The 24,927-nt window shown below is 44.5% G+C and carries 18 protein-coding genes; 10 read left to right on the plus strand and 8 right to left on the minus strand.

What is annotated here, in order from left to right; genetic code table 11:
* Nucleotides 1–140: 140 nt before the first annotated feature.
* The gene (gene nirB / locus CXF60_RS02525; protein ID WP_102090649.1) at nucleotides 141–2,741 is read right to left on the minus strand and encodes a nitrite reductase large subunit NirB; all 2,601 of its coding nucleotides are present in this window, start codon (nucleotides 2,739–2,741) and stop codon (nucleotides 141–143) included.
* A gap of 641 nt (nucleotides 2,742–3,382) precedes the next feature.
* Between nirB and CXF60_RS02530 the strand changes: the two genes are divergently transcribed.
* The 5 genes from CXF60_RS02530 (at nucleotide 3,383) to cobA (ending at nucleotide 13,149) form a co-directional block, all read left to right on the plus strand.
* Nucleotides 3,383–4,891 (plus strand): NarK family nitrate/nitrite MFS transporter, encoded by a 1,509-nt coding sequence (locus tag CXF60_RS02530; protein ID WP_102090650.1) that lies wholly within the window; start codon nucleotides 3,383–3,385, stop codon nucleotides 4,889–4,891.
* 16 nt (nucleotides 4,892–4,907) lie between these two features.
* The gene (locus CXF60_RS02535) at nucleotides 4,908–7,094 is read left to right on the plus strand and encodes a bifunctional protein-serine/threonine kinase/phosphatase (RefSeq protein WP_323807173.1); all 2,187 of its coding nucleotides are present in this window, start codon (nucleotides 4,908–4,910) and stop codon (nucleotides 7,092–7,094) included.
* A 52-nt stretch (nucleotides 7,095–7,146) separates the two neighbouring features.
* Nucleotides 7,147–8,625: an NAD(P)/FAD-dependent oxidoreductase gene (locus tag CXF60_RS02540; protein WP_102090651.1), complete on the plus strand. Its 1,479-nt coding sequence runs from the start codon at nucleotides 7,147–7,149 to the stop codon at nucleotides 8,623–8,625.
* Complete coding sequence (locus CXF60_RS02545; protein ID WP_102090652.1) at nucleotides 8,622–12,080, plus strand: nitrate reductase; 3,459 nt, start codon at nucleotides 8,622–8,624, stop codon at nucleotides 12,078–12,080. The genes CXF60_RS02540 and CXF60_RS02545 overlap by 4 nt, the downstream gene beginning before the upstream one ends.
* Before the next feature lie 157 nt (nucleotides 12,081–12,237).
* Nucleotides 12,238–13,149, plus strand: coding sequence for a uroporphyrinogen-III C-methyltransferase (gene cobA, locus CXF60_RS02550; RefSeq protein WP_102090653.1), 912 nt, complete (start codon nucleotides 12,238–12,240; stop codon nucleotides 13,147–13,149).
* A 148-nt stretch (nucleotides 13,150–13,297) separates the two neighbouring features.
* On the opposite strand, the gene CXF60_RS02555 is transcribed toward cobA, so the two are convergent.
* On the minus strand, nucleotides 13,298–14,182 hold the full coding sequence (locus tag CXF60_RS02555; protein WP_102090654.1) for a LysR family transcriptional regulator: 885 nt from the start codon (nucleotides 14,180–14,182) through the stop codon (nucleotides 13,298–13,300).
* Between the two features lie 186 nt (nucleotides 14,183–14,368).
* Between CXF60_RS02555 and CXF60_RS02560 the strand changes: the two genes are divergently transcribed.
* Nucleotides 14,369–15,496 (plus strand): alkene reductase, encoded by a 1,128-nt coding sequence (locus CXF60_RS02560; RefSeq protein WP_228707029.1) that lies wholly within the window; start codon nucleotides 14,369–14,371, stop codon nucleotides 15,494–15,496.
* A gap of 171 nt (nucleotides 15,497–15,667) precedes the next feature.
* Nucleotides 15,668–15,889, plus strand: a complete 222-nt coding sequence (locus CXF60_RS02565) for a putative antibiotic biosynthesis monooxygenase (protein ID WP_057760053.1) — start codon at nucleotides 15,668–15,670, stop codon at nucleotides 15,887–15,889.
* A 35-nt stretch (nucleotides 15,890–15,924) separates the two neighbouring features.
* Here CXF60_RS02565 and CXF60_RS02570 read toward each other — a convergent pair whose 3' ends face one another.
* From CXF60_RS02570 to CXF60_RS02595, 6 genes are all read right to left on the minus strand, one after another.
* On the minus strand, nucleotides 15,925–16,392 hold the full coding sequence (locus CXF60_RS02570; protein WP_102090656.1) for a DUF305 domain-containing protein: 468 nt from the start codon (nucleotides 16,390–16,392) through the stop codon (nucleotides 15,925–15,927).
* A gap of 43 nt (nucleotides 16,393–16,435) precedes the next feature.
* Complete coding sequence (locus CXF60_RS02575) at nucleotides 16,436–17,365, minus strand: copper resistance protein B (RefSeq protein WP_102090657.1); 930 nt, start codon at nucleotides 17,363–17,365, stop codon at nucleotides 16,436–16,438.
* Nucleotides 17,366–17,390: 25 nt separating this feature from the next.
* A complete protein-coding gene (locus tag CXF60_RS02580; RefSeq protein WP_102090658.1) occupies nucleotides 17,391–19,091 on the minus strand; it encodes a copper resistance system multicopper oxidase in 1,701 nt (566 codons plus the stop codon).
* Between the two features lie 119 nt (nucleotides 19,092–19,210).
* On the minus strand, nucleotides 19,211–19,846 hold the full coding sequence (locus tag CXF60_RS02585) for a DUF411 domain-containing protein (RefSeq protein ID WP_102090659.1): 636 nt from the start codon (nucleotides 19,844–19,846) through the stop codon (nucleotides 19,211–19,213).
* A 140-nt stretch (nucleotides 19,847–19,986) separates the two neighbouring features.
* A complete protein-coding gene (locus CXF60_RS02590) occupies nucleotides 19,987–20,604 on the minus strand; it encodes a c-type cytochrome (RefSeq protein ID WP_102090660.1) in 618 nt (205 codons plus the stop codon).
* Between the two features lie 194 nt (nucleotides 20,605–20,798).
* The gene (locus tag CXF60_RS02595) at nucleotides 20,799–21,095 is read right to left on the minus strand and encodes a hypothetical protein (protein WP_228707015.1); all 297 of its coding nucleotides are present in this window, start codon (nucleotides 21,093–21,095) and stop codon (nucleotides 20,799–20,801) included.
* 195 nt (nucleotides 21,096–21,290) lie between these two features.
* On the opposite strand from CXF60_RS02595, the gene CXF60_RS02600 reads away from it, so the two are divergent.
* The 3 genes from CXF60_RS02600 to CXF60_RS02610 all read left to right on the plus strand — a co-directional run bounded on the left by CXF60_RS02600 (nucleotide 21,291) and on the right by CXF60_RS02610 (nucleotide 24,898).
* The gene (locus CXF60_RS02600) at nucleotides 21,291–22,013 is read left to right on the plus strand and encodes a heavy metal response regulator transcription factor (protein WP_102090661.1); all 723 of its coding nucleotides are present in this window, start codon (nucleotides 21,291–21,293) and stop codon (nucleotides 22,011–22,013) included.
* A gap of 1 nt (nucleotide 22,014) precedes the next feature.
* A complete protein-coding gene (locus CXF60_RS02605; RefSeq protein ID WP_102090755.1) occupies nucleotides 22,015–23,562 on the plus strand; it encodes an ATP-binding protein in 1,548 nt (515 codons plus the stop codon).
* A 208-nt stretch (nucleotides 23,563–23,770) separates the two neighbouring features.
* Nucleotides 23,771–24,898 (plus strand): M14 family metallopeptidase, encoded by a 1,128-nt coding sequence (locus CXF60_RS02610; RefSeq protein ID WP_102090662.1) that lies wholly within the window; start codon nucleotides 23,771–23,773, stop codon nucleotides 24,896–24,898.
* The last annotated feature ends 29 nt before the right edge of the window (nucleotides 24,899–24,927 follow it).

Genomic DNA, 24,927 nt, shown 5'->3' on the forward strand with positions numbered 1-24,927 from the left:
AGTGATAAATTGTGAGTGACAAGCTGCAAGTTGCAAAACATGATTTGAGAAAAATGAGTCGTAAAACTTGAGTCTAAAAACATGAGTGGAAAAAACAGCACCTTGCTTTTTGTGATAACAAACAAGGTACTCATCATTGGCTAAGCCAGTTCAACCAGGTTGATGGTTGCTTTTTCCGCATCAGTCGCTGGGCGAATCTGCTCACGATCAGTCACGAAAACGACATTATCATCGCCTTTCTCACTGTTTACAAAATGACGGAAACGTTTGAGTTTTTCGGTGTCGTTAATCGTTGCTGCCCACTCACACACGTAATTGTCGACCAATAATTGCATTTGTGCTTCGAGCTCATCTGCTATGCCCAAACTGTCTTCGATAATGACGGCTTTTAGATAATCAAGCCCGCCATCTAAGCTTTCACGCCACTTTGAGGTGCGCTGTAGCTTGTCCGCTGTTTTGATATAGAACATAATGATGCGGTCGATGTATTTGACCATGGTTTCGGTATCGAGATCGGTGGCGAACAGCTCGCCATGACGTGGGGTGATACCACCATTACCGCAGACAAATAGATTCCAGCCATTTTCAGTCGCAATCATGCCAAAGTCTTTACTTTGTGCTTCCGCACATTCGCGCATACAGCCTGACACACCCATCTTGATTTTATGCGGTGAGCGCACGCCTTTATAACGATCTTCTAATCTCAAGGCGAGGCCAATACTGTCATCGACGCCGTAGCGGCACCAGTTGTTACCGATACAAGATTTCACGGTACGTAAAGATTTACCATAGGCATGACCAGTCTCAAAGCCTGCTTGCACCAGTTGCGTCCAAATATCAGGCAATTGCTCCATGCGTGCGCCAAACAGATCGACCCGCATCCCACCAGTGATTTTGGTGTACAAATTAAACTGCTTCGCCACTTGACCCAGTACGATGAGCTTGTCTGCAGTAATTTCACCGCCCGGCACACGCGGTACGACGGAATAAGTGCCGTCTTTTTGGATATTACCTAAGTAGTAATCGTTACTGTCCTGTAGTGGTGTCAGCTCGGTTTTGAGTACGTAGTCATTCCAGCACGATGCCAAAATAGAGGCGACTGTCGGTTTACATATCTCACAACCATGGCCGCTACCATGTTCAGTCAGTAATTCATCAAAGGTTTTGATACCGTGCACGCGAATCAGGCTATATAAATCCTGACGAGAGTAAGCAAAGTGCTCACACAAGTCATTGTTTACTTCAAAACCCATGGCGGTGAGTTGATAGCTGACCGTATCTTTGACCATAGGTGCGCAGCCACCACAGCCACTACCGGCACTGGTCACGGTTTTTACATCGCTAACGGAGTATGCGCCGTTTTCGACGGCCAAGCAGATAGCACCTTTGGTCACGTTATAACAAGAGCAGATCGTGGCGGTATCTGGCAGATTGTCGATGCCCATCACGGGTTTTTCGACATTGGGTAATATCAGGCTTTCTGGGTGTGCGGGTAGGTCAATGTCATTTAAATACAATTGCAATAGGTTGTTATAGTCTTCGGTGTCGCCTACCAATACAGCACCAAGCAAGCGTTTGTTATCCGGTGTGGTGACCAGTTTTTTATAAATCCCCTCAGCAGGGTTTTGATACAGGTAGCTCAAGCTGCCGTCACTCGTACCATGTGCGTCGCCAATACTACCCACATCAACACCCATCAGTTTTAACTTGGTGCTCATGTCAGCACCCGTAAATATCTGCTTGCTATCACCAGCAATTTGCGCAGCACAGATACTAGCCATGTTGTAGCCGGGAGCCACCAGACCAAATACTTTGTTGTCCCATACTGCGCACTCTCCAACGGCATAAACATGATCAGCATTGGTGCGACATTGCTCATTGATCAAGATGCCACCACGCCCGCCCATTTCGATACCGCATTCGGGGTTGTTTTTAATGAGGCCATCCTGCGGTCTAATACCAGCGCTAAATACAATCATATCAGTCGTTAGAGAGGTGCCATCTGTAAACTGCATGGTTAAATGTTGATCATCACCGCTGGTGTCATCAGAGTTGGGTGCAGTATTAGACAGAATCTCTTTGGTGTTTTTCCCCGTCAGCACTTTGACACCAAGTGCTTCTATTTTTCGCTTTAAAATCTCACCGCCAGCTGCATCGAGCTGAACGCCCATCAATTGCGGCGCAAACTCGACCACATAGGTATCCAGCCCTAGCGTAACGAGCGCTTTTGCGGCCTCAAGTCCCAGTAGACCACCACCAACCACCACGCCTTTTTTGACAGTGGGCAGCTCAGCAATCGCTAGAATCTCATCTAAATCCGCAATGGTACGGTATACGTGGCAATGCGGATGCTCACGGCCTGGGATGGGTGGCACAAAAGGGTATGAGCCCGTCGCTAGTACCAACTCAGAGTACTCAATAATCTCGCCTGCCTCAGTAGTAATACGCTGACTGGCCGAATCGATATCTACAATGCATTGATTCAAATGCAAATTAACTTTTGATAATTCATAGGCTGTTAAATCTACTAGGTTCAGCTTACTGGCATCTTTATGTTCAAAATAGCTCGACAAATAAACACGGTCATAAGCAGGGCGGTCTTCTTCAGCAAATACATGAATGTCAAATTGCTGGTGTAACCCTTGCTCAATTGCTCGTTCAATAAAGTGATGACCGACCATACCGTTGCCAATCACCACCAAATTGCCTTTACTTTCTGTGCTCAATGCAGTGCTACTCATGCGTCTGTCCTTAGTAATGGGGCTGGTTGGGTACGGTCATCGTTTATTTTTTTATCACGCTATAAACGGCTCCGTCCCTCAACAACAGCTGATAAACAGCATTTAATACCTACTATTACAGAGCATTCAATAATCATGCCATGGCACTTTGATTAGCTGGGTTTTTGCGCGTTGCTATTAGATATAAAGGTATGTCGTATCGGGAGCAGTCGCTTATGTACAAAGGTTTTTGCGTGAGCATGATTATTACCATTACTTGCCAAAAATCAGGGTGAACACGATTGTTAACGACAGCGATATCAAAAATTAATGCACCAAAATAGACACTGCGGTGCCCCAAGTTGGATGTTATTGCTGTTTATAAGGGAGGCTGATGAAATGTTTTAAACCTGCTGTGTTAATGCTTTATTAGCATAAGCGTCAGGTGTGATGATGGTTATAGACCCGCCAGTAAAGGCGCCTAGAGACTCAATAAGCGTTGGTCTTTATATAGATTTGGCAGCGTACACAAATAACTGGCATAACCATTGCACCGCCTGAAACATCGCTACTTATCATTTTTGAATACTGCATTTTTTGAACACTTAGTACATTTAGTACGTTGTCAGAACCCTGAAGTTAATCATTTGAGGAAGTTGCCTATGTCATCATCAGCCCCCGTTGCGCCTAGTAAAGACAAGCTTAATGTTTTGTCATTTACGGGTAAAAATAAAATTCTTCATTTAGGTTGGATGGCATTTTTCCTTACCTTTTTTGTATGGTTCAACCATGCACCATTTCTATCAGCGATTGGAGAAACACTCAATCTGAATAAAGATCAAATCAAAACGTTACTCATTTTAAACGTGGCATTGACCATTCCTGCTCGCGTGATTATCGGGATGCTGACAGACCGTTTTGGCCCTCGTATTGTTTATACCGCTATTTTAGCCATTGGTGCTATTCCTTGTTTTACCTTTGCGTTCGCGCAGGATTACAACACCTTGGCGCTGTCTCGGTTTTTACTGGGTTTTGTGGGTGCAGGTTTTGTGGTGGGTATTCGTTTGATGAGTGATTGGTTTCCAACCAATGAATTGGGTACAGCTGAGGGTATTTATGGGGGTTGGGGTAATTTTGGTTCGGCAGCAGCTGCATTGTTATTACCAACTATAGCGATTGGTGCCGCAGCAGTATTCGGCGGTGATGAAGGGTGGCGTTATGCAACAGCTACATCAGGGGTCGTGATGGCGCTTTATAGCATCATTTTTTATAAGATGGCGCGTAACACACCTAAAGGCGCGACTTATTTTAAACCCAAAAAATCAGGTGCCATGATGGTGACATCATCAGGTGATTTTTGGTTAATGATGGTTTTTAAACTGCCTATGTATTTGGCATTGGCATTATTGGCATGGAAACTATCACCTGATGGTGTGAGCTTATTGAGCCAGTCTAGTGTCACCATGGTCTATATTGGCCTTGCGATATTGTATGTTTACGAATTCATCAGTAGCTACCGTTTTAACAAAGAGGTCTTCACCACGCCTGTACCAGTGGCGCATCGTTATGATTTTAAGCAAGTAGGTATCTTAAATATTTTGTATTTTGCCACGTTCGGCTCAGAGCTTGCCGTCGTGTCGATGCTACCTTTGTTTTATCAAGAAACTTTTAGTTTATCGATTGTGATGGCAGGGGTATTGGCATCGAGCTATGCCTTTATGAACCTCATGTCACGCCCAGGCGGCGGTTGGCTCAGTGATAAGTTTGGTCGCAAAATAACTTTGTTGATTTTGACAGCTGGTTTGGCCATCGGGTATCTGTTGATGGGATTCCTTGACTCAACGTGGCCACTTGCATTGGCGCTATTAATTACGATGTTTTGCTCATTCTTTGTACAGGCAGGTGAGGGGGCTGTTTTTGCGGTGATTCCTCTGATCAAACGCAGCATGACAGGGCAGTTTGCAGGGATGACAGGTGCGTATGGCAATGTTGGATCAGTCGTGTATTTAACGGTGCTGAGTCTGGTGTCTTATCAGGTGTTTTTCTTTGTAATTGCCGCGACAGCAGTGGCTGGATTCTTTGCATTGTTTTTCTTAAAAGAGCCAGAAGGCATCATTATTGAAGAAATGCCAGATGGTACATTTGCCGAAATACAAGTGAGTCATAGATAGTACGGGGTGAAGACAGATGACGATAGCACACGCCAATAGAAACAATAGTCAAAATGCGGATGGTGATATGTACCAAAACGCTGATGAGATGGCGGTTCATTTTAATACAGGCAATCCGTCATCTCTAATAGGCTCAGGTCAGTTTGTTGCCAATAATGTCAGCCAGAGCATTGATAGCCACGCTATTGATGAAACTGGTGACAGTAAGGATATTGATGATAGCACTGCATTATGGTGGCTTGATTTTTTCACCATGGCAGGTCGCAAGACGGAAAACCAAGACAGCTTACTTATCACCACCTGCTTGCCCCATCAATATTCAGATGCAGAATCATCTAGTGCTAATCGCCCAATGCCTCATGCAGTATCTCACCTGCCATTATCAGCACCGTTACTGGTGCTCATGGCAGATGGGGTCAGTGCTTGTCAGTTTCCAAAACAGGCAAGTCGACTGGTAGTGAATACCATTGCCCACAAAATCACATTAGGGTTGACTGCACTGGCACAATCACAAGATGAGACGTCATCCATCAGTTTTGATGATGATCAAGTCGCTACTATCATCAAAACAGCAGTCAACAAAGCCAACGATATTCTATATTTTCCTCAATCGTATCAACGGGTGCCGCCGTTGTTGTCTACGTTATCAGGCTTGCTCTGTATCGGTGACCGTATTCACCTGTTTCATACAGGCGACTCTCGAATATACCGCGTTGGGGTAGATTGTCTGACAGTATTGAGCAAAGATCATCGCGTGCACCGCGGCCAAGACAAGGGAGCGCTTGCTGCAGCTATCGGCGCAGATAGCCAGTTAGAGCTACAACAATCGGTATTTACCCTCCATCAAAACGAGTGTTTGGCCATTATGACAGATGGGGTTTATGAGCATATAGAGCCCACAGAGTTACAATTTGAGCTGTGCAGCAGTGCGACTGATATATTTCAGTTGATGGCCACCACGCACAAATTACCGCTAGGACTTAACACCAGTCAAGCCGTATGCGAGCAAGCCTTTAGTGCAGGTAGTCATGACAATCTAAGCATGGTTATGCTGAGTATGAACACACGCTCAGCCCATTTTACTTCTATCAATGGCTCAAAGGGTATTGGTCATTTAAATGGCATTGACTTTGATAATCTGGATACGGTCATACATGATGTGAATCGCTACCAGCTGCCAACCGATTTACAGATAGGCGATCATATTGATGGTTTTACTGTGATTGGTATCATTGCTCGTACTGCTCGCAGTCACGTATACTGGGTACAAGATGAATACAACCATGACTTTGTTTTAAAATCACCCAGTTTAGACTCTGTTGCCGATGGTCACTATCTGCGTGATTTTTTAAAAGAACGTAAAATTGGTTTGAGCCTATCAAAACATCGCCGCGCGGGCGAGTCGGCTTACAATCAAGCTGATCCCAATCGATTGCCTGTCAATCCTGCATCCAACAATAGTGGTCATAACGTGGGTTCTGGGCTCAGTGAGTCGGGGCTGCTGCGTTACTATCCAGTACCAGCAAGTACCACCTACTTATATCATTTGACTGAATATATCGCTGGCGAGAGTTTACGGGATTTTATGGATCGTCATGCGCCTTGTGATGTGTGGCAAACCTTTGATTTACTCACCAAAATTGGCATGGCAGTTCGAGTCATGCATCGCAACTATCTGTTGCATCAAGACATCAAACCTGAAAATATTCTTTTGACCAAATCAGGCGCGGTCAAACTGATTGATTTTGGTTCCGCCAGCTCCTCTATCTTAAAAGACAGCACTCGACCACCAAATGGTGATTTGCACTATGCTGCACCAGAATATTACACCGATGCACCAAAAGGTGTGCATTCTGACTTGTTCTCAATTGCAGTGATTGGCTATGAATTGCTGACGGGACAATTGCCATTTAATACCCAAACACTAATGATGCCAAACCAAACACTAATGATGCCCGCGCAGCCGCTACGGCAGCAGAATGTACCTGACGCCAGCCAACAGGCACTCATGCGTGCGCTGCATGTCAATACTAACGCGCGCTATCAAGCCATTGGCGAGTTTTTACAGGATTTTAACCCCGATAATAAGGCGCACAGCCGCGACCCAGAACCACTCATTAAGCGTAACCCTATACTGGTATGGCATGGCATTTGCTTCATAGAGTTTGTCATCATTTTATTGTTGTTGGCATACTTTTCATGACACGCTGTTTTGCATTCAATGCTGCTCCGCGCGGCTAAGGGACTTACTGTTTATGTCGTTATCTATATCGCAAGCCGCCACTAGGGTAGATACTCATACCAACACTCACGCCTTAGCATCAGACCATCAAAAAAACGCTGGCATCGTTATTATCGGAGCGGGCATGGCAGGCAGTCGTTTTGCCATTGAGCTTGCTCGCACGCAATCAAATGATGACACCGCCCGTTTGCCAATTACGTTAATCAGTAAAGAGCCGCAAGTGGGCTATAACCGCATTATGCTGTCACCAGTATTGGCTGGCGACACAGCGTTTGAAGATACTTATTTATATGACAACTCAGAGTATGAGCAGCTGGGTATTACCGTGCTGGCTGGGGTTGCAGTAGAGACAATAGATACTAAGTGCCAGTGTATTGAATTGGATGATGGGCAAACACTCAACTATGTTAAGTTAGTAATGGCTACAGGGTCAACTGCCCGAGTCATTCCGTTCCCCAATCACACGGCTAAAGGCGTGCATGTGTTTCGAGACCTTGCCGATGTGACCGCTCTGATGGACTATGCCCGCCAAGGAAAAACGGGGTTGGTGATTGGCGGTGGCGTACTGGGATTAGAGGCTGCCTGCGCGTTAGCGGCACAGGGCGCGAGCATGACGGTCATTCATATGGACGGTTATGTACTCAATCGTCAATTAGATCTGCCAGCTGCCGAGCTTTTGCAAGCCGAGCTCATGCGCCGAGGGGTTGGTCTCGCGGTTTCTGCCCATACTGAGGCCATCGAGATGAATGATGCAGGAGAAGTATGCGGATTGTCTTTAAAGGACGGGCGTACGCTAGCAGCTGATTTTATCGTGATGGCAGTGGGTGTGATACCCAATACATCGCTTGCTAAGCAAAGCAGGATTGAGGTTAATCGCGGTATTGTGGTCGATGATTTTATGCACACCAGTTGTCCCAATGTTTATGCCATTGGAGAGTGTATAGAGCGAGAGGGCGAGCTATTTGGAATGGTGGCGCCGGTCAATCAGCAGGTAGATACATTGGTCACGGTTTTAAAAGATGACTTGATAGAAAACGATATAAATATGATAGGCAATAAAGCTGCCGTACCAGATCACTGGGTTCCTTTTGTGAGTAAACCGCTGTCATTAAAATTAAAAGTATCTGGTATGTCGGCATTTTCTGCAGGACAAATCGCTTTTGATGACGAAGCCGCTGATACTGTTGAGACCCTGGTATACCGTCAGCCTGACTTAAACCATTATCATTGTCTGTACCTCAAAGAAAACAAACTCATTGGCGCTGTACTTTATGGGGACACCAGCGATGGCAGCTTTTACAGTCAGTTAATTATAGATAACGTTGATATTACGTCCATCAAAGACACACTCATATTTGGCGAGGCATATTGTCATTTGGATGAAATAATGCCCAGCAATTCGCCAACTAGGGAAGTAGGCATAGAATTTAATGATACAGACAAGAACGTCGATCATCATAAAGCGGCCGAACTGTTAGAGGATGCATTATGAATGACGCTACCGCCAATGAATCTGCTGCTAGCAAAGTAGTGCCAGCTAATAAATCGAACAACCTGCCTAATAGCGTGCAGAAAGCAACAGGCCGAGTCATTGAGACACATGATATAAGTGCTGCCAAAAATATCAAAAAACCACCGTTGTCATCTGATGGCGATTTGATTAATAGCTCGATTGATAGCTCTATCACTACTATCCGCACGACGTGCCCTTATTGCGGAGTGGGATGCGGTGTTTTAGCGAGCGTAAATGAGACAGAGGTGCTGAGCGTCAAAGGAGATCCTGATCATCCTGCTAACTTTGGCAAATTGTGCTCCAAAGGGAGTGCATTGGCGCAAACACTGGGCACTGCGCGCCGCTTGACCGAGCCATATTATCAAAATAAGCACGTAGTCATGCAACAGCATCAGCCTATGCAATTGGGTAAGAATTTGAAGGCTAAAGACGTATCTGACAAGCAACTTATAAATCAGACAGACTGGGACACCGTTTTAGATGACGTGGCCAGTCGTTTAAATGACACTATCGCCAAACACGGGCGAGACAGCATTATGTTTTATGTCTCAGGTCAATTGCTGACTGAAGACTATTACGTCGCCAACAAATTTATAAAAGGGTTTATTGGTAATAATAACATCGACTCCAACTCTCGGCTGTGTATGTCATCCGCAGTAACTGGGCACAAACGTGCGTTTGGTGCAGACCTTGTGCCGGGTAATTACGAGGATTTGGAAGCTTGTGATTTATTGGTACTGGTAGGCTCCAATATGGCATGGTGCCATCCTATTTTGTTTGGTCGATTTTTAGCAGCCAAAAAAGCCAATCCTAATAAAAAACTGATTGTAATAGACCCGCGCCGTACGGAATCTTGTGAATTTGCCGATTTGCATTTACCAATTACTGCGGGTACGGATACACATTTATATAATGGGTTGCTGCATTACCTAGATCAGCAGGGTTGCCAAGATGATGAATATGTTAACCAAAGCTTGGGAGTTGATGATGCGATTAATGCGGCCAAAGCATGGAGTATCAATGAAGTCGCCAGCGCCTGCCAAGTGTCTGCGGACAGTATCCGCCAGTTCTATGAATGCGTTGCCGCCACTGATAAAACAGTCACTGCCTTTAGTATGGGCGTTAATCAATCACAAAGCGGAACCGATAAGGTCAATGCCATCATCAATACCCATTTGTACACAGGGCGTGTGGGCAAAGTAGGGGCTAGTCCGTTTTCACTCACTGGACAGCCTAATGCAATGGGCGGACGAGAAGTAGGCGCCCTTGCTAATCTGTTGGCGGCGCATTTAGAACTAGACAATGATGATCACCGGCAGCTCGTGGCAGACTTTTGGCAGTCGCATCAGGCTATCTCTCCAAACGTGGGTGTCAAAGCCTGCGATGCTGCCGCTGCCATATTGGATGGTCGTATCAAGGCCGTTTGGATTATGGCCACCAACCCTGTGGTCAGTTTGCCAGATGCAGATAATTTTCGCCAAGCGCTTGCTGAATGTGATTTGGTGATTGTCTCTGACTGCTCGGTAGACAGTGACACGGTGAAGTGTGCTGACATTGTATTACCTGCTCAGGGGTGGGGCGAAAAATCTGGAACGGTCACCAATTCTGAACGGCGCATCTCTCGGCAGCGGACATTAATGCCTGCAGCAGGGATTGCCAAACCAGATTGGTGGATACTGTCTCAAGTTGCCACACGCATGGGGTTAAAGGGATTTGATTACCAACATCCTAGCGAGATATTTAATGAGCATGTGGCATTGACGGCTTATGGTAATACGCATAGCCACAGAACATCTCACTCTAATAAGAATTACCCTCGTTATCTGAACCTTAGCAAAGACTTGTCTGCTTTAATGACAGATGAGATGCCAGCCGATAAACCTGTTCACCAACATATTAGCCAGCATATTAATCAGAATGGCAATCAAACATATCAGCCAATCGCACTCAGTCAGCAAGCATACGAAGAGATGTTACCGTTTCAATGGGGTGGCACGCGTATCTCTATGACTGATAAGATAAAACCTTTAGCAATCGCTATTACACCCTCTGATGAAGCGAGTACGGCCAATGTGCATCGACGTCAAAGAAGGCAAAAACCCCAACTGATTGGTGAGAATCGACCACCCTCTAAACACGAGTTTGAGCATGATACTCAACCTGAAAATCAAGTGGTTCATTTACGCCTGATTACGGGCAGGCTTCGCGATCAATGGCATACCATGACTCGCACTGGCCTTGCACCGCAGTTGAACCAACATCAGCCAATACCCACACTGACCATACATCCTAATGAGGCACGGCAACTGGGTGTCCAAGACAATGACTTTGTGCAACTGCATCGTAGGTTTGAAAACTACGGAAAGTATGAAAGTTATGAGAACGGCGTGACCAGTAACGGCATAATAAGTGATACCGCGATGAGTACGGCTAGGGATGGCAACGAGCCCGCAAGTACTGTACTGGCGCAAGTTGCCATTAGCGATACGTTGCGCGTTGGTGATGCGTTTATGCCTATGCATTGGAGCAATGCTTTTGCTAGCTTCGCTCGTGTAGGTCCCCTTATTCCAACAGTAGTCGATCCGCATTCAGGGCAGCCAGAGCTCAAAAATTCGGCGATCAGTGTCACGTCCGTTCCTATGCAATCATTTGGCAAGATTTTGGTGCATCCTGAGTGGCAAGACGCCGTTATAGTGCAATTACGTACTATTTTGGCCAATTTTTCTGCCCAAGCGTCAGAGAAAGAATTGTCTGAAACAAAATGCGAAGCACGCTCAAATAATATTTTGCCAGAGGCATTACCTGCACTCACTTGGAGCTTGAGTCATCAAAATAACAGCGTCTTGATCAATCTCGCTAGCCCGATGGTGGAGGCTAGTAGTACCTTAGCGTGCCCCGAGTTTTGGCAGCAGTTTATAGCGTCTATGCAATCATTATCACAGCCAAACTCTCAAGAGGGTGTCGTGCATACGGCGTTTACGGTCGATAATGTACAGAATCAATTGCGTTTTATTGTGACGCAATCTGCGCCTGAGACAGACTCAAATAACGCTGCCATAAATAGTGGGTCATCTGATGATGAGAGGCCCAGTACACAACTGATTATGGCTATTTATGTTGCCCCAACGCAAAAGCAATTACCGAGTGTCCGCTGGCTCGATAGCTGCTTTACGGATACTAGCCAAATACCTGTCAATCAACGATATAAATGGTTGCTCGCGGGGCGGCCTGCCAGTGGTTATGTTGATCCAGGACCTTTGGTGTGCTCATGTATGTCAGTTGGAAAAAATATCATTCTCAACGCTATCATACAGCATGGTTGTACTAGTGCGACGGCAGTGGGTAAGCAGTGCCGAGCAGGTACCAATTGTGGCTCTTGCGTGGGGCAAATCAATGCATTAATCGCAGAATGCGCCCCGTTGGCGCAAGCTTAGATAGTCGTGTGGCACGTCGCTTGCAACCTTTTATATGCAATTACTGGTTGAGTATTGTGTTATGAACAATCAGCCATTTTAGAGTAGGGGTTTATTGACAACTTTGCTTGTGGTTGCCCATTTTGCTGTATTCACGCTGTTATCAGGAGTCACCACCATGACCAATATATCTGCCGCTACCTCAACGCATGAGACCTATCAGCTAATGGATCAACACTGCGCAGAAAACGTGCAAACTTGCACCAAAAGAGGCACTGTGCATCTGATTGGCGCAGGATCTGGTGACCCTGAGCTATTAACCTTAAAAGCGTGGCGAGTAATGCAGCGCGCAGAGGTAGTATTATACGACAGTCTGGTGTCTGAGGATATTTTGGATATGTGCGCGAGCACGGCTGAAAAAATATTCGTTGGTAAGCGCCGCGCCAATCATGCATTACCACAAGAGAGTATTAACGAGCTACTGGTCAAACACGCGCTAGCAGGTAAAATGGTGGTTCGCTTAAAAGGTGGCGACCCTTTTATTTTTGGGCGCGGCGGCGAAGAGCTGCAGGAAGTGGTGCGTCATGGCATTCATTTTGAGTCTATTCCAGGTATTACTGCCGCCAGTGCCGCTGCTAGCCGTGCAGGAATCCCACTAACGCACCGTGACCATGCTCAATCGGTCAAGTTTGTCACTGCTTGCAAAAAAAATGGCGCGCCTAATAATGATTATAGTGAGCTAATGGACAGCAGCCAGACAGTTGTGTTTTACATGGGTTTGCACCGTTTGCATGAGATGACACAAGGGTTGATAGCAGCGGGGCGCGACAGCGAAACGCCTTTTGCTATCATTAGTCATGCCAGTATGCCAACGCAGCAAGTACTTATCGGCACATTAAGTGATATCGCTGATCAGCAAGCTGAAGCAAAACTGCCAACCCCTGCACTATTGATTATGGGTGATGTGGTCACTTTATATCATGAGTTTGCAGACTATAATCTTGGCGCCATGGGTAAAGGTGAGTTTGTTGATGTTGATAAAGTGATAAGCAGTAATGAGTTAATACCCGATTTGGAGAGTATTGCGTAGGATAACTACTTTTAAGAAACTGTTACTAAGGTGATTATGTGCACCCGTCTAGAATCTTGTGTAGAACCATGTTTAGTCTAGATAATACTTACATCAAGTTTAAGAGTGTTCGATGTCGTTTCAAAGTTGGCTATAGCTAAGTTAATTACTATAGATTTCTCAACTGCTCAATCAACCAACGATGTATGCCGCTGTCGTTGGTACGTGGATGCCATGCCGCGATGACTTTAAAAGTGGGGGGCAACGCTTCAACCTTAAGCTCTTTGACCTTACTGCTCGGCAATAATCGCGAAGGATAAAACGCAATCATGTCAGTCGTGTGCAAAATATCTGGTACAGCCGAAAAGCTAGGAACCGACATCACAATATTTCGTTTTAGACCTTTTTCTGCAAACCATTGATCATGAGAGCCGCGTAAATTAGCACGCGAGGGTGACACTACTAGCTGCGCGTGTGCAGCCACTTGCGCCAGCGTTAATGGCTCTGTGGCAAAGGTGTTTTCACAACCCGTCACGCATAAATGTTGCTCTTCAAACAGAGTGACATACGATAAGTTATCAGGGATAAATTCAGGGAAGGTAATCAACAAATCAAGCTCGCCTGCTGCAATCAGCTGATTGATATTGTCTGAGGCAAAATCACGTACGATTAACTTCAAATCTGGTGCGTTGCGTCGCGTAATATTAAACAATTGCGGTAATAATGCCTGCGTCGCATAGTCAGTCGCACTAATCGTAAATATGCCTTTGTATGTGTGCGGCATAAAAATCTCTGGCTCTAACAAATCTTCCAACTGCTTTAATATATGGTCAATAGGTTGCTGCATCGATAGCGCTTTTGGTGTTGCCACCATGCTATTGCCTTGACGAATAAACAAACGATCATCAAACACCTCACGTAACTTGCGTAACTGCTCACTGATGGCTTGTTGGGTCAGCCCCATTTTGCGTGCGACTTGCGACAAGTTTTTTAGACCAAGTAGCGCCTGCAATACTCTAAGTTGCTTGATATCGAGCCGATTCATACCATTCATAATTTCATACCATTAATAATTGTATCTTAAACAAGAAACCGTTGTTTCTAATTGTACCTGCAAAACGCTATGCTGACCAACATTGCTTAAGTAGCCACTAAATGAGCTATTAAGCATTAAAACAGGCTCAATACATTCAATAATAAGCCATCAGCTGCTTTAAAAGAGATACTTATGACACAAACTATTCCAGATACAAAGACATTATTTTCCTCTGTAGCACTTGGGCCTTATACGCTCAACAACCGTATCGTCATGCCACCATTGACACGCTCTCGTAGCACGCAACCTGACAATATCCCTAATGACTTAATGGCCAGCTATTATGCACAGCGTGCGTCAGCAGGCTTTATAGTGACGGAAGGTACGCAGATTGAGCCAAGAGGTCAAGGTTATGCTTGGACGCCAGGTATCCATTCATCAGCCCAAGTTGAAGGTTGGAAAAAAGTCACGCAAGCAGTACATGACAAAGGCGGTATTATTTTTGCTCAGCTTTGGCATGTAGGCCGTGTGTCGCACACCAGCTTGCAGCCTAATGGTGCTCAGCCGGTAGGGCCATCTGATATTATCGCTGATAACGTCAAAGTATTTATTGAAACAGGTCCAGGTGCAGGTGCATTGGCTGATCCAAGTGAGCCACGCGCTCTCAGTACCGATGAAGTTGGTGAGTTGGTAAGTATGTATGCGGCAGCTGCGCGCAATGCATTGGAAGCGGGTTTTGATGGGGTAGAGCTGCATTGTGCCAATGGGTATCTGGTCAATCAGTTTATCTCTGAGCACACCAATCACCGTGATGACCAATACGGCGGATCGTTGACCAATCGTCTGCGTTTCTTAAAAGAAATCGTGGCTGCTGTCAGTGAAGTGGTGGGTGCTGATCGTTTAGGCGTACGCTTTGCGCCTTTGTTTGCGAGTACGGATGAGACACGCGTGTATTTAGGCTTGGTAGAGTCAGATCCCCATCATACCTATGTCGAAGCAGTCAAATTGCTTGAGCAAGCGGGTATTGCTTATTTGTCCATTGCAGAAGCTGATTGGGATAATGCGCCTGATTTACCAGACACTTTTTATCAAGCAGTCAGAGAAGAGTTTTCAGGCCGTATTATTTATGCTGGCAAGTACACGGTACAAAAAGCTGTGAACATTTTAGAAAAAGGCTACGGTGATTTATTCGCGTTTGGTCGTCCTTTTATCGCCAATCCTGATCTGCCAGAGCGTATTGCCAATAACTGGCCATTGAATGAAGTAGATCCTACCACGATGTATGGTGGTACTGATGTGGGCTACAGTGATTATCCTTACTATCAAGAATAGCAAAGTACATAAACAGTGACTGAGATAAGGCCATTAATACTAATGGCCTTATTTTCATTTATAAATTTGTGACTTGTTGGATATTCACAGACAGTCAATCTTTAAGCGACAATTATTGTTTTTGTCGCTTAAAGGTTTTTCTTTTATCGTTTTATCAATAGGTAGTAGGCAATGAATCAGAATTCCAAAGACAGACTTATACGCATATTGATAGGATATGTCGGACTTTATCCAACGCTCCTAATCGTATTGACGTTATTGAAGCCTGTGACCCAAGGATTAAGCCTGCCAGTGGTGGTATTAATTGAAACGATAATACTTGTTCCACTGACACAGTTGGTGTCTTTCCCACTAGCAGGCTGGGTCATTGAGCGTCTGAGCAGAAAAAAGTAATCGCTTTTCGCAGCGTTCACTGGTACACCATTCTCTTATTCAAGCTCATCAATCAACTGCTTCATCTCAGCGATTTCACGCTTTTGTGCTTTTATAATATCATCAGCAAGCTTTTGTACACGCGGATCTTCAATATCAGCGCGACTACTGGTGAGAATGGCAATCGAGTGATGCGGTATCATCGCCTGCATCCAATCGACTTGATCGACAGTCGCTTGAGATCTAACGCCCCAGATACCAACTGCAAACATCAATACACTTAGACCATAGATCATCAAATTGACCTTGGTCTTTTTATACATATTGGTCATAAATGCCAACATGACGACTGCCATACCGGCACCCATATATAGCGCCATATAAGCTCGGGTTTCACTAAAGTAAATGTGATCCCACTGGTAGGTATTGAAGTACATCATGATATACATGATGACAGTCGATGTCAGAATCATTAAGGTGAATTTTACATAAGGGTTCATATTTTTTTGCTTAGCAGTTTCCATGATATGACCTCCATTGTTTTGTTAAATTAAAATGGGTAGACAGTTAAAACCAGAATTTAACCCCCGCAGTCAAACTACTGCTATCAACTGATTCATTTTCTTGACGTCTTTGGCCACGAGCCTTGCCAAGCGCTGTCTCATAACTAACCCCCACATAAGGGGCTAGCTGGCGATTGAACGTTTCGTAAGTCAGCCTGACATCAGTTTCCATCTCATTAAAGCCCTTGGTAATACCATTATCATGGTCATCTTTACTAAAGGCTGTCAGTCCAACCTCCGGTATGACAACCCAATGTTGATCCAAACGCCATTCGTACTCTGCGCCCAAATCAAGACGAAGTTGACCATCGGTATATAAGTAGGCTCTCGCATCCGTTTCGATAAAATAAGGCGCGGTACCGACAATACCTGCCATTATGGCAGCGTTATCGTTTTCAGTATCGTAAGCGACACCAGCTTCACCATTCCAGAAAATGCTCAGTGGTTTCCAATAAGCAAGGGAGCTTAAGCTATCGATTTCTCTATCATCTTTAGTATGAGCACTACCTTCCGTGCGTAGTCTTATACGATTGCTATCAGTACCGTACCAACCCGTCGCCTCGAAGTTGATTTGATCTTCGTCAAACTGATAGCCCAAGTCGTCTACTGAGACTCCCCATAATGGCATGCTGCCCATCATCATGGGCTTACCATACTGCCCGTATGGAACCCCATTTGAATAGTCTGGACTGCGAGCATCAGCTGGTGGCTGCCCACCTTGCATGCCTGACATATCCATACTGCCATGATCCATGCCACTGTGATCCATACCTGACATATCCATGCCGCTTTGGTCCATATCAGACATATCACCTGACATATCCATGCCGCTATGATCCATACTCGACATCTCAGCAGCTGTTGCAAAAGAGGATGTGAGCAAGACTAGCGATGACAAACCAATGAATGGCAGATTTTTCTTAGATATTTTCATAATAAGCCTCATATTCGAAGGTTTGTTAAACGACGACAACTTCTCGGAACATACCGGCTTCCATGTGATACAGCAGATGACAGTGCCATGCCCATCGTCCAACTTCTCCCGTCACATCAAAGCTAATCTTTTGCGCTGGCTGCACCACAATCGTGTGTTTACGTACCTGAAAGTCTCCAGATGGCGTGCGCAAGTCGCTCCACATACCATGCAGGTGCATAGGGTGATTCATCATGGTGTCATTGACTAAGGTAATACGTACGCGCTCGTTAGGTTTAATATTGACAGGCGTTGCATCCTTGAACATGACACCATCCAACGCCCAAATATAGCGCTCCATGTTACCCGTTAAATGTAGCTCGATCTCTCGGGTAGGCTTACGCTGCTCTGCAAATATGGCCTCATCGACAGAGCGCAGCTGACTATAATTCAGCACGTCACGATTGATATTACGCAGGTTAATACCGGGATCATCTAGGTTCATACGTGGACTGTCGACACGCATATCAGATTTAAAGTCATACTCGGTCTTGGCATGCTTTGCTTTGTAGCCTTTATCACCCATCGCACCCATCATATCTGCCATGGTTAGCCATTCGATCTTGTCCATAGCAGGTATGGCAGCTCGCGCACCTTTTTTGGTTGCAAGCGTGGTCGCGACATAGCCTGAACGATCGATGTTTTGGGCAAATATCGTATGTGCGTCTTGAGTAGGCGTGACGATGACATCATAGGTCTCAGCCACGCCAATGCGGAAATCATCAATCGCAACGGGTGCGACATCAATACCATCTGTTGCTACCACAGTCATCTTGAGACCCGGTATGCGCACATCAAAAATGGTTTGCGCTGAAGCATTGATAAAGCGTAATTTAACGGGCTGTCCTGCTTTTACTAGTTGTGTCCAATTGGCTGCTGTGGTCTTACCATTCATCAGATAGGTAAAGGTCTTTTCGCCAGACAGATCGGTGAAATCCGTTGGCATCATGCGCATCTGATTCCACATTTTGCGCTTGTCATAAGCGGCTTCTAAATCTGTTGCGGCGATATCAGACAATAGTTTTTTGAAGTCTGGCAGATGATAATTATCAAAGTCAGCGCGCTGTTTGAGCAGCTTCAAGAGATTGTGCGGATCGCGGTGCGTCCAATCACTCAGCACGATCACATGGTCTTCTGCGACTGGATGACGCTCACGGCCTTTTGGCTCAATCACGATAGCACCGAGCATACCGGTTTGCTCTTGGAACCCACTATGAGAGTGATACCAATAGGTGCCTGATTGTTTAAGTTTGAATTTATAAGTAAAGGTGCTATTTGCAGGAATGCCATCGAAACTGATACCTGGTACGCCATCCATCTCAAAAGGTACGAGCAAGCCATGCCAATGGATAGAGGTTGACTCATCCATCTGGTTATGAACACGGATAGTTACTGTATCGCCTTCTTGCATCTTTAGCGTTGGTGCTGGTAGCGAGTCATTAATCAGTGTTGCCATACTCGACTTGTCATTGACAGTGACGGGCTTCTTGCTGACATACAGATCAAACTCATTACCGGTTAAGATAGGTACGATATGGTCAGATTTATCACTGTTGACGGCTACATTCTGCTGGCCTTTACCGAGCGCACTATTGGCAATAGACGGTAGGGTGGACAGCATGGATGCCCCTAACAAGGTAGAAGATCCTGTCAAAAAACGCCTGCGATTAAGCATATTTTTGTTCATAATAATTCACCTGATTTATATCCATAAAGCGAGAGTTGAGTCTATGTGTTTATCAGCTAAGCCTATGTCTTTGGCCGCTTATTAATAGAGCTGGATAAGCTATCTAAACGACAACCAAGCTAGATTTGCTGCTGCGGTGTGTCAATAGTTGCATAAATGGCTGTTGAGCCATCTTTGTTAAGCTGCATCACTTTATATGGCATAAATTTATCTTGGTATTCCATACCTGGGCTACCGACTGGCATGCTCGGTACGGCAAGACCGATCGCATCACTTGGCGGGTTTTTTAGGAACTGAGCCATATACTTAGCAGGGACATGACCTTCAAATACGTAGCCATCAGTAGTAACGGTGGTATGGCAAGAGCGCATTTGCTGCGGTACGCTGTATCGCTCTTTAAATAAGGATACGTCTTCGACATTCTGTGCAGTTGCGTTTAGACCATGACCTTCAGCATAACCGACCCATTCTTTGCAACAGCCACAATTGGCATCTTTGTAGACGGTGGCTGAGATTTTTTTTAGGATAGTTGATGGTGTATCTGAAGGAGCGCTGATAGGTGTCATTTCAGCTGTTGGTTGCTCCGTGTGCGTAGCAATAGTTGGCTCAGTAGCTGGTGCTGAGTCAGTAGCAGCGGAGTTAGGTTGACTACAAGCGGCAATCGTTAACGATAATGGCAATACCACGATCGCCGAGAGTACACGGCCAGATATCAGATTATGTTCATTAATAGATCTATTAGTATAGCGTCTCATAAAACCACTCCTGAGCGTCTGTCTGACGATTAAATATTATAAAAATTAGAGCCACATCACTGGACAAAATAGTGCTAGCAAAGCTTAAAACTCAAATCGCAAAAAGCAGCACTATTGAGCACTGCATTTTGTACAAAAAATCAATGTTGCATTTCGGATCCATCACCTGGCATATCCATCTCACCATCAAATGACATATCCATCTCACCATCAAATGACATATCCAACATACTATCGTCTAACCGAGTCGTTAGCATGGTGTACTGGTTTTCATTTAAGTCAGGTAACGATCTAATAAAAGCAACCATCGCCCATATCCTGTCATCATCGTGAGTAGCGCCCCAAGCGGGCATGCCAGACGCCATAATGCCATGTTTAATCGCCCAAAAGCTTTGTCTGGCACCAGCCTCGTTTTGATAGCGCTTAACGATATCCGCCTGAGTAAAGTTAGGAGGCTTTGGGTACATACCGCTATTTAAATCTGTGCTGTTGACGCCGGGAGACAAATGACAGCCAGCACACATATCTTTGTAATCTGCACCGCCCGAGCTGATCATCTCCGCCTTTTTTAAATTGGGAACCAAAATATTCTTGCTGGCACGTTCAATTGAGCGTGTGCGAGCAGTTTCTAAAAAATCGTAAACCAGCGGACTATGAGCTCGATCAGCACCGATATTTATCATGCCGCTAGTCACCGTAATAAAAATACCCACAATAGCGACAAAGACAGTAAAAAGTATTCCTAACAAGAACTTCATAGGTTTGTCCTAAAAATCCATTTTCTTTAATATCCCATTACTGCTTGATCAGCTTCTCTGACAATATAGTCAAGTCTATATAAATCCGCTACAGCGTCATCCTCGTTAAGCATACTAATGTATAACTTGCACTCGGTTTCCTTGTATCGAAATTATATTGAACTGACTATAGTATTGAACTTATAAATTGATATTTAAGAGTCGCTATCGCTGCTCACACAGTGCTTTTGGTACATCGCTTTCATTTTGCTCATGTTAGCCATCATGGCTTTCATAGCAGGATCATTCATATCCATTTTGCTATGATCCATTTTTTGCATCATCTGCATATGCTTTTCCATTTTCTCACAGTTCATTTGGTCTTTTTCAGCATGCATCTTTGGGTCATGTGCCAACGCAGAGGTTGAAACAACTAAGGCTATAGCAGTTGCTACGATTGATTTAGACAGTGGCATTGATTTGAGCAGTGGCATTGATTTGAATAGTGACATGGTAAATCCTTATTTGATTTAGTATGTAGTCGAAAAGACTTTAAGATATTAAGTTACTTTAAAGCATACTTTAGTGATTCTGACAGAGAGATGACGGTAAGATTACAATTCTGTCATCTTGAGATTTTTTGATGTTCAAAGTGGGGTTATGCTTTACTATGCTAGGTAAGCGTGAAAGGTATATGGGAAGCTATTATGAAAGTACTGCTGGTAGAAGATGAATTGAAGCTTGGCGAGTATATAAAAAAAGGCTTAACCGAAGCTGGGTTTATCGTGGATCATCAACTAACAGGACTAGATGGCTACCATGCATTGATGACGGAAGAATTTAGCGTGATATTGATGGATGTGATGCTGCCTGATGTTAGTGGCTTTGAGCTGGTGCGTAATTACCGAGCGGCAGGCAAGCATACGCCTGTGCTATTTCTAACCGCAAAAGATGACTTGAGTGACAAGATAAAGGGGATTGAGATTGGTGGTGATGATTATCTGACCAAACCTTTTGCCTTTGCAGAATTGATCGTCAGGATGAAAAGCTTATTACGACGTGCCAATCAAGCCGACTATCAAAGTACGATTATGCAAATAGCGGATCTCAAGATGGACATTGCCAAGCGCACGGTGCATAGAGGAGATAAGCCTATTAAGCTCACGGCAAAAGAGTTTTCCTTACTACAGTTTTTATTAGAGCGCCGCGGTGAAGTGCTTCCACGCTCAATCATCGCTTCCCAAGTATGGGATATGAACTTTGAAAATGATACCAATGTGATTGATGTGGCGATAAGGCGTCTTCGTATAAAAATAGACGATGATCATGACGCAAAGCTGATTCATACGGTGCGCGGGATGGGCTATCGGTTAGAAGCTGTCGATACAGCGCTTGATAGCAAACCATCTCACGAAGCTGGCAATGTCTAATATGAAATATAGGTTTGATAATCGGCGTTTGCCACTATTATGGCGTACTGTGCTATTGCTCACGATATTTGTTGTTATATCGCAGGTTATTATTTATATATGGATACAGCGTTCTGTTAAAGGCCATTTCGAGCAAATGGACGCTGAGATTATGACCCATGCGGCTTTTAATCTACGTAAACGAGTGATAGAACCTAGTAGCCCTATAACTTCTCAAACCCTACCTAGCTCTCAAAATATATTGGATAGTCAACAGCCGCTAAGAGCGGCACCTGACGTAATGCCTGATAGAGATACTTCTACCGCAGCGATATCAGATGAAGCTGATCATCAGCATTCTTCTTGGCTAGATTACGATCTAAAAACCATTATCGCTAATAAAGAAGGGCAGATACTGTCTAGTACCCCCAATAACTTTGCTCAAGAGCTAGGTGCAGGGTTTAACCTATCATCACTGAAACAAGATAATGATAAGCAACAGTTTGTGATGAATATCAACAGCCGATACTATCGAGCAATGGTCATTGAAGACGACAAAATGCTCGCGCTTATCGCACTGCCTATAGATGTGCATCATCAGTATTTATTACAGTTCAATCGTCAGCTTAGTATGATTTTGTTCGCGATTACCTTGTTGCTCATATCAGTAGCGGCATTGGGTGTGTACTGGGGTTTTGCCCCTTTGGCGACCATCGTCCAAAAAATGAAAACAATGAACCCTGACAGATTGGATGATAGAGTCACGGTCAGTGATATGCCGTTAGAGCTGCGACCATTAGCAGAATCTTACAACTCAATGATGGCCAAGCTTGAAAGTAATTTTGAATCATTGTCACGGTTTTCAGACAATATCGCCCATGAGCTGCGCACTCCAATAGCGACACTCAGCACGCAAACGCAAGTCATGTTAAACAAACCGAGAGCGGGTGATGAATACATTGAGCAGCTACACCATCAACATGACACGTTAGAGCAGCTGTCGGCCATGATAAATAATATGCTGCTACTGGCAAAAACCCAAAAAGGATTGAGTGACTCGCAAATCAGTCACGTGGATACGGAAAATTTAATCACCAAGCTCGTTGATTACTACGAAATGATTGCAGAGGACCGAGGTATCGCTATTGAAACCAAAGGTGAGTTCAGCGCTGTCTTAGGAGATAAAAGTTTATTACAAAGGCTCTTTGCTAATCTGATATCGAACGCGATTTATTATGCTGCTCAAGATAGCGTTATAACCATTAGGGCAGATAGAGTAAACTCAGATGAGATAGTGGGCACAACGATAACCAGTTTTCAGCAATCAAAACAAGATATTCTACGAATGACCATCACCAACCAATTAGATGAGCCGTTGACACAAAGTGAAGCAGATAAGTTGTTTGAGCGCTTCTATCGACATCACAAAACAATAGATCGCCATACAGGAACAGGTTTGGGGCTATCTATCGTACAGTCTATCGTTGGGGCGCATAACGGTAACGTCAGTATTACTATAAAAGATGATGATTACTTTCAAGTGAGTGTCGAGTTATTGGCGGACGTTTAATCTTTTAGTAGTCAACGATAGATATTCAATCTGAATAGATAAATTTGATAGATGGTTGCCTTGAAAACGAGCTGGTAATGACCAAGTAAATGTATGTCTAGTACCCAATATAAAACTAGAAATTACTAAAGAGCAGTAGTTAGAATAGTAAATCGATAACGAACATAATACTTAAAACACAATCATAAAAATCAATTAGGGAATAACTATGCATATCACGGCCAATTTTGACGCAGGTAACATTGACATTATTAATATGGATGACAAAAACGATATTCAGTTAGCGATTCGTCCAGATGTTGGCGGCGAGTTTTTTCAGTGGTTTAACTTTCGTCTGTCAGGTCAAATAGGGGAGCAGTATGTTCTCAATATTCTGAATGCAGGAGAGGCCTCTTATCTAGAAGGGTGGGAGAACTACCAGGCAGTGGCTTCTTATGATCGTCAGCATTGGTTCCGTCTGCCAACGTCTTACAAAGATGGCAAATTGACCATCGTGGCAGAGTTAGAATGCGAAACCATTCAGATTGCGTATTTTGCGCCTTATAGCTATGAGCGTCATCAAGATTTATTGGCCGCAGTGCAAGTGCATCCGCTAGTGACGTTAGAGCATCTGGGTGAAACGCTTGATAAACGTGACCTTACTTTGGTCAAAATTGGTGACGGTGCTGCTCACAAGCGTAATATATGGATTACTGCTCGTCAGCATCCAGGTGAAACGATGGCTGAATGGCTGATCGAGGGCTTATTGTATAGCTTGTTAGATAGCGATAATGCGACTGGCAAACAGTTGTTAGATAAGGCAAACTTTTATATTGTCCCTAACATGAACCCTGATGGTAGTGTACGTGGACACTTGCGTACTAACGCTGCCGGAACCAATCTAAACCGTGAATGGCAAAGTCCAAGCTTAGACAAAAGCCCTGAAGTATTTCATGTGATTAATAAAATGGAAGCGACAGGCGTGGATCTATTTTATGATGTGCATGGCGATGAAGCATTGCCGTATGTATTCTTAGCTGGCTCACAAGGGACGCCAAGCTACAGTGACCGTCTCGCTGTACTACGTGATAAATTTTCAGAGGTATTGAAGTTAGCCAGTGCTGATTTTCAGTCTGAGATTGGTTATGAGATTGATGCACCAGGTGCTGCCAATATGACCGTTGCCACCAATTGGGTAGCAGAGCGTTTTGATTGCCTTGCTAATACGTTAGAGATGCCATTTAAAGACAATGATAATCTGCCCGATGAAGAGATGGGTTGGTCGCCAGAGCGTTCTATCAAATTAGGCGAAGCATCACTGGTAGCAATGCTAGCTGTCGTGGATGATTTACGATAACTATAGAAAAAAAGCTGCAGAAAATAAAA

This window comes from Psychrobacter sp. 4Bb, assembly GCF_002836735.1.
Classification (GTDB): domain Bacteria; phylum Pseudomonadota; class Gammaproteobacteria; order Pseudomonadales; family Moraxellaceae; genus Psychrobacter.

Coding starts and splice junctions, on each gene's coding strand:
- CXF60_RS02600 (WP_102090661.1), top strand. CDS start 21,291: ATGAAAGTACTGCTGGTAGAAGATGAATTGAAGCTTGGCGAGTATATA.
- nirB (WP_102090649.1), bottom strand. CDS start 2,741: ATGAGTAGCACTGCATTGAGCACAGAAAGTAAAGGCAATTTGGTGGTG.
- CXF60_RS02595 (WP_228707015.1), bottom strand. CDS start 21,095: ATGTCACTATTCAAATCAATGCCACTGCTCAAATCAATGCCACTGTCT.
- CXF60_RS02545 (WP_102090652.1), top strand. CDS start 8,622: ATGAATGACGCTACCGCCAATGAATCTGCTGCTAGCAAAGTAGTGCCA.
- CXF60_RS02590 (WP_102090660.1), bottom strand. CDS start 20,604: ATGAAGTTCTTGTTAGGAATACTTTTTACTGTCTTTGTCGCTATTGTG.
- CXF60_RS02605 (WP_102090755.1), top strand. CDS start 22,015: ATGAAATATAGGTTTGATAATCGGCGTTTGCCACTATTATGGCGTACT.
- CXF60_RS02570 (WP_102090656.1), bottom strand. CDS start 16,392: ATGGAAACTGCTAAGCAAAAAAATATGAACCCTTATGTAAAATTCACC.
- cobA (WP_102090653.1), top strand. CDS start 12,238: ATGACCAATATATCTGCCGCTACCTCAACGCATGAGACCTATCAGCTA.
- CXF60_RS02540 (WP_102090651.1), top strand. CDS start 7,147: ATGTCGTTATCTATATCGCAAGCCGCCACTAGGGTAGATACTCATACC.
- CXF60_RS02610 (WP_102090662.1), top strand. CDS start 23,771: ATGCATATCACGGCCAATTTTGACGCAGGTAACATTGACATTATTAAT.
- CXF60_RS02565 (WP_057760053.1), top strand. CDS start 15,668: ATGAATCAGAATTCCAAAGACAGACTTATACGCATATTGATAGGATAT.
- CXF60_RS02555 (WP_102090654.1), bottom strand. CDS start 14,182: ATGAATGGTATGAATCGGCTCGATATCAAGCAACTTAGAGTATTGCAG.
- CXF60_RS02575 (WP_102090657.1), bottom strand. CDS start 17,365: ATGAAAATATCTAAGAAAAATCTGCCATTCATTGGTTTGTCATCGCTA.
- CXF60_RS02535 (WP_323807173.1), top strand. CDS start 4,908: ATGACGATAGCACACGCCAATAGAAACAATAGTCAAAATGCGGATGGT.
- CXF60_RS02585 (WP_102090659.1), bottom strand. CDS start 19,846: ATGAGACGCTATACTAATAGATCTATTAATGAACATAATCTGATATCT.
- CXF60_RS02530 (WP_102090650.1), top strand. CDS start 3,383: ATGTCATCATCAGCCCCCGTTGCGCCTAGTAAAGACAAGCTTAATGTT.
- CXF60_RS02580 (WP_102090658.1), bottom strand. CDS start 19,091: ATGAACAAAAATATGCTTAATCGCAGGCGTTTTTTGACAGGATCTTCT.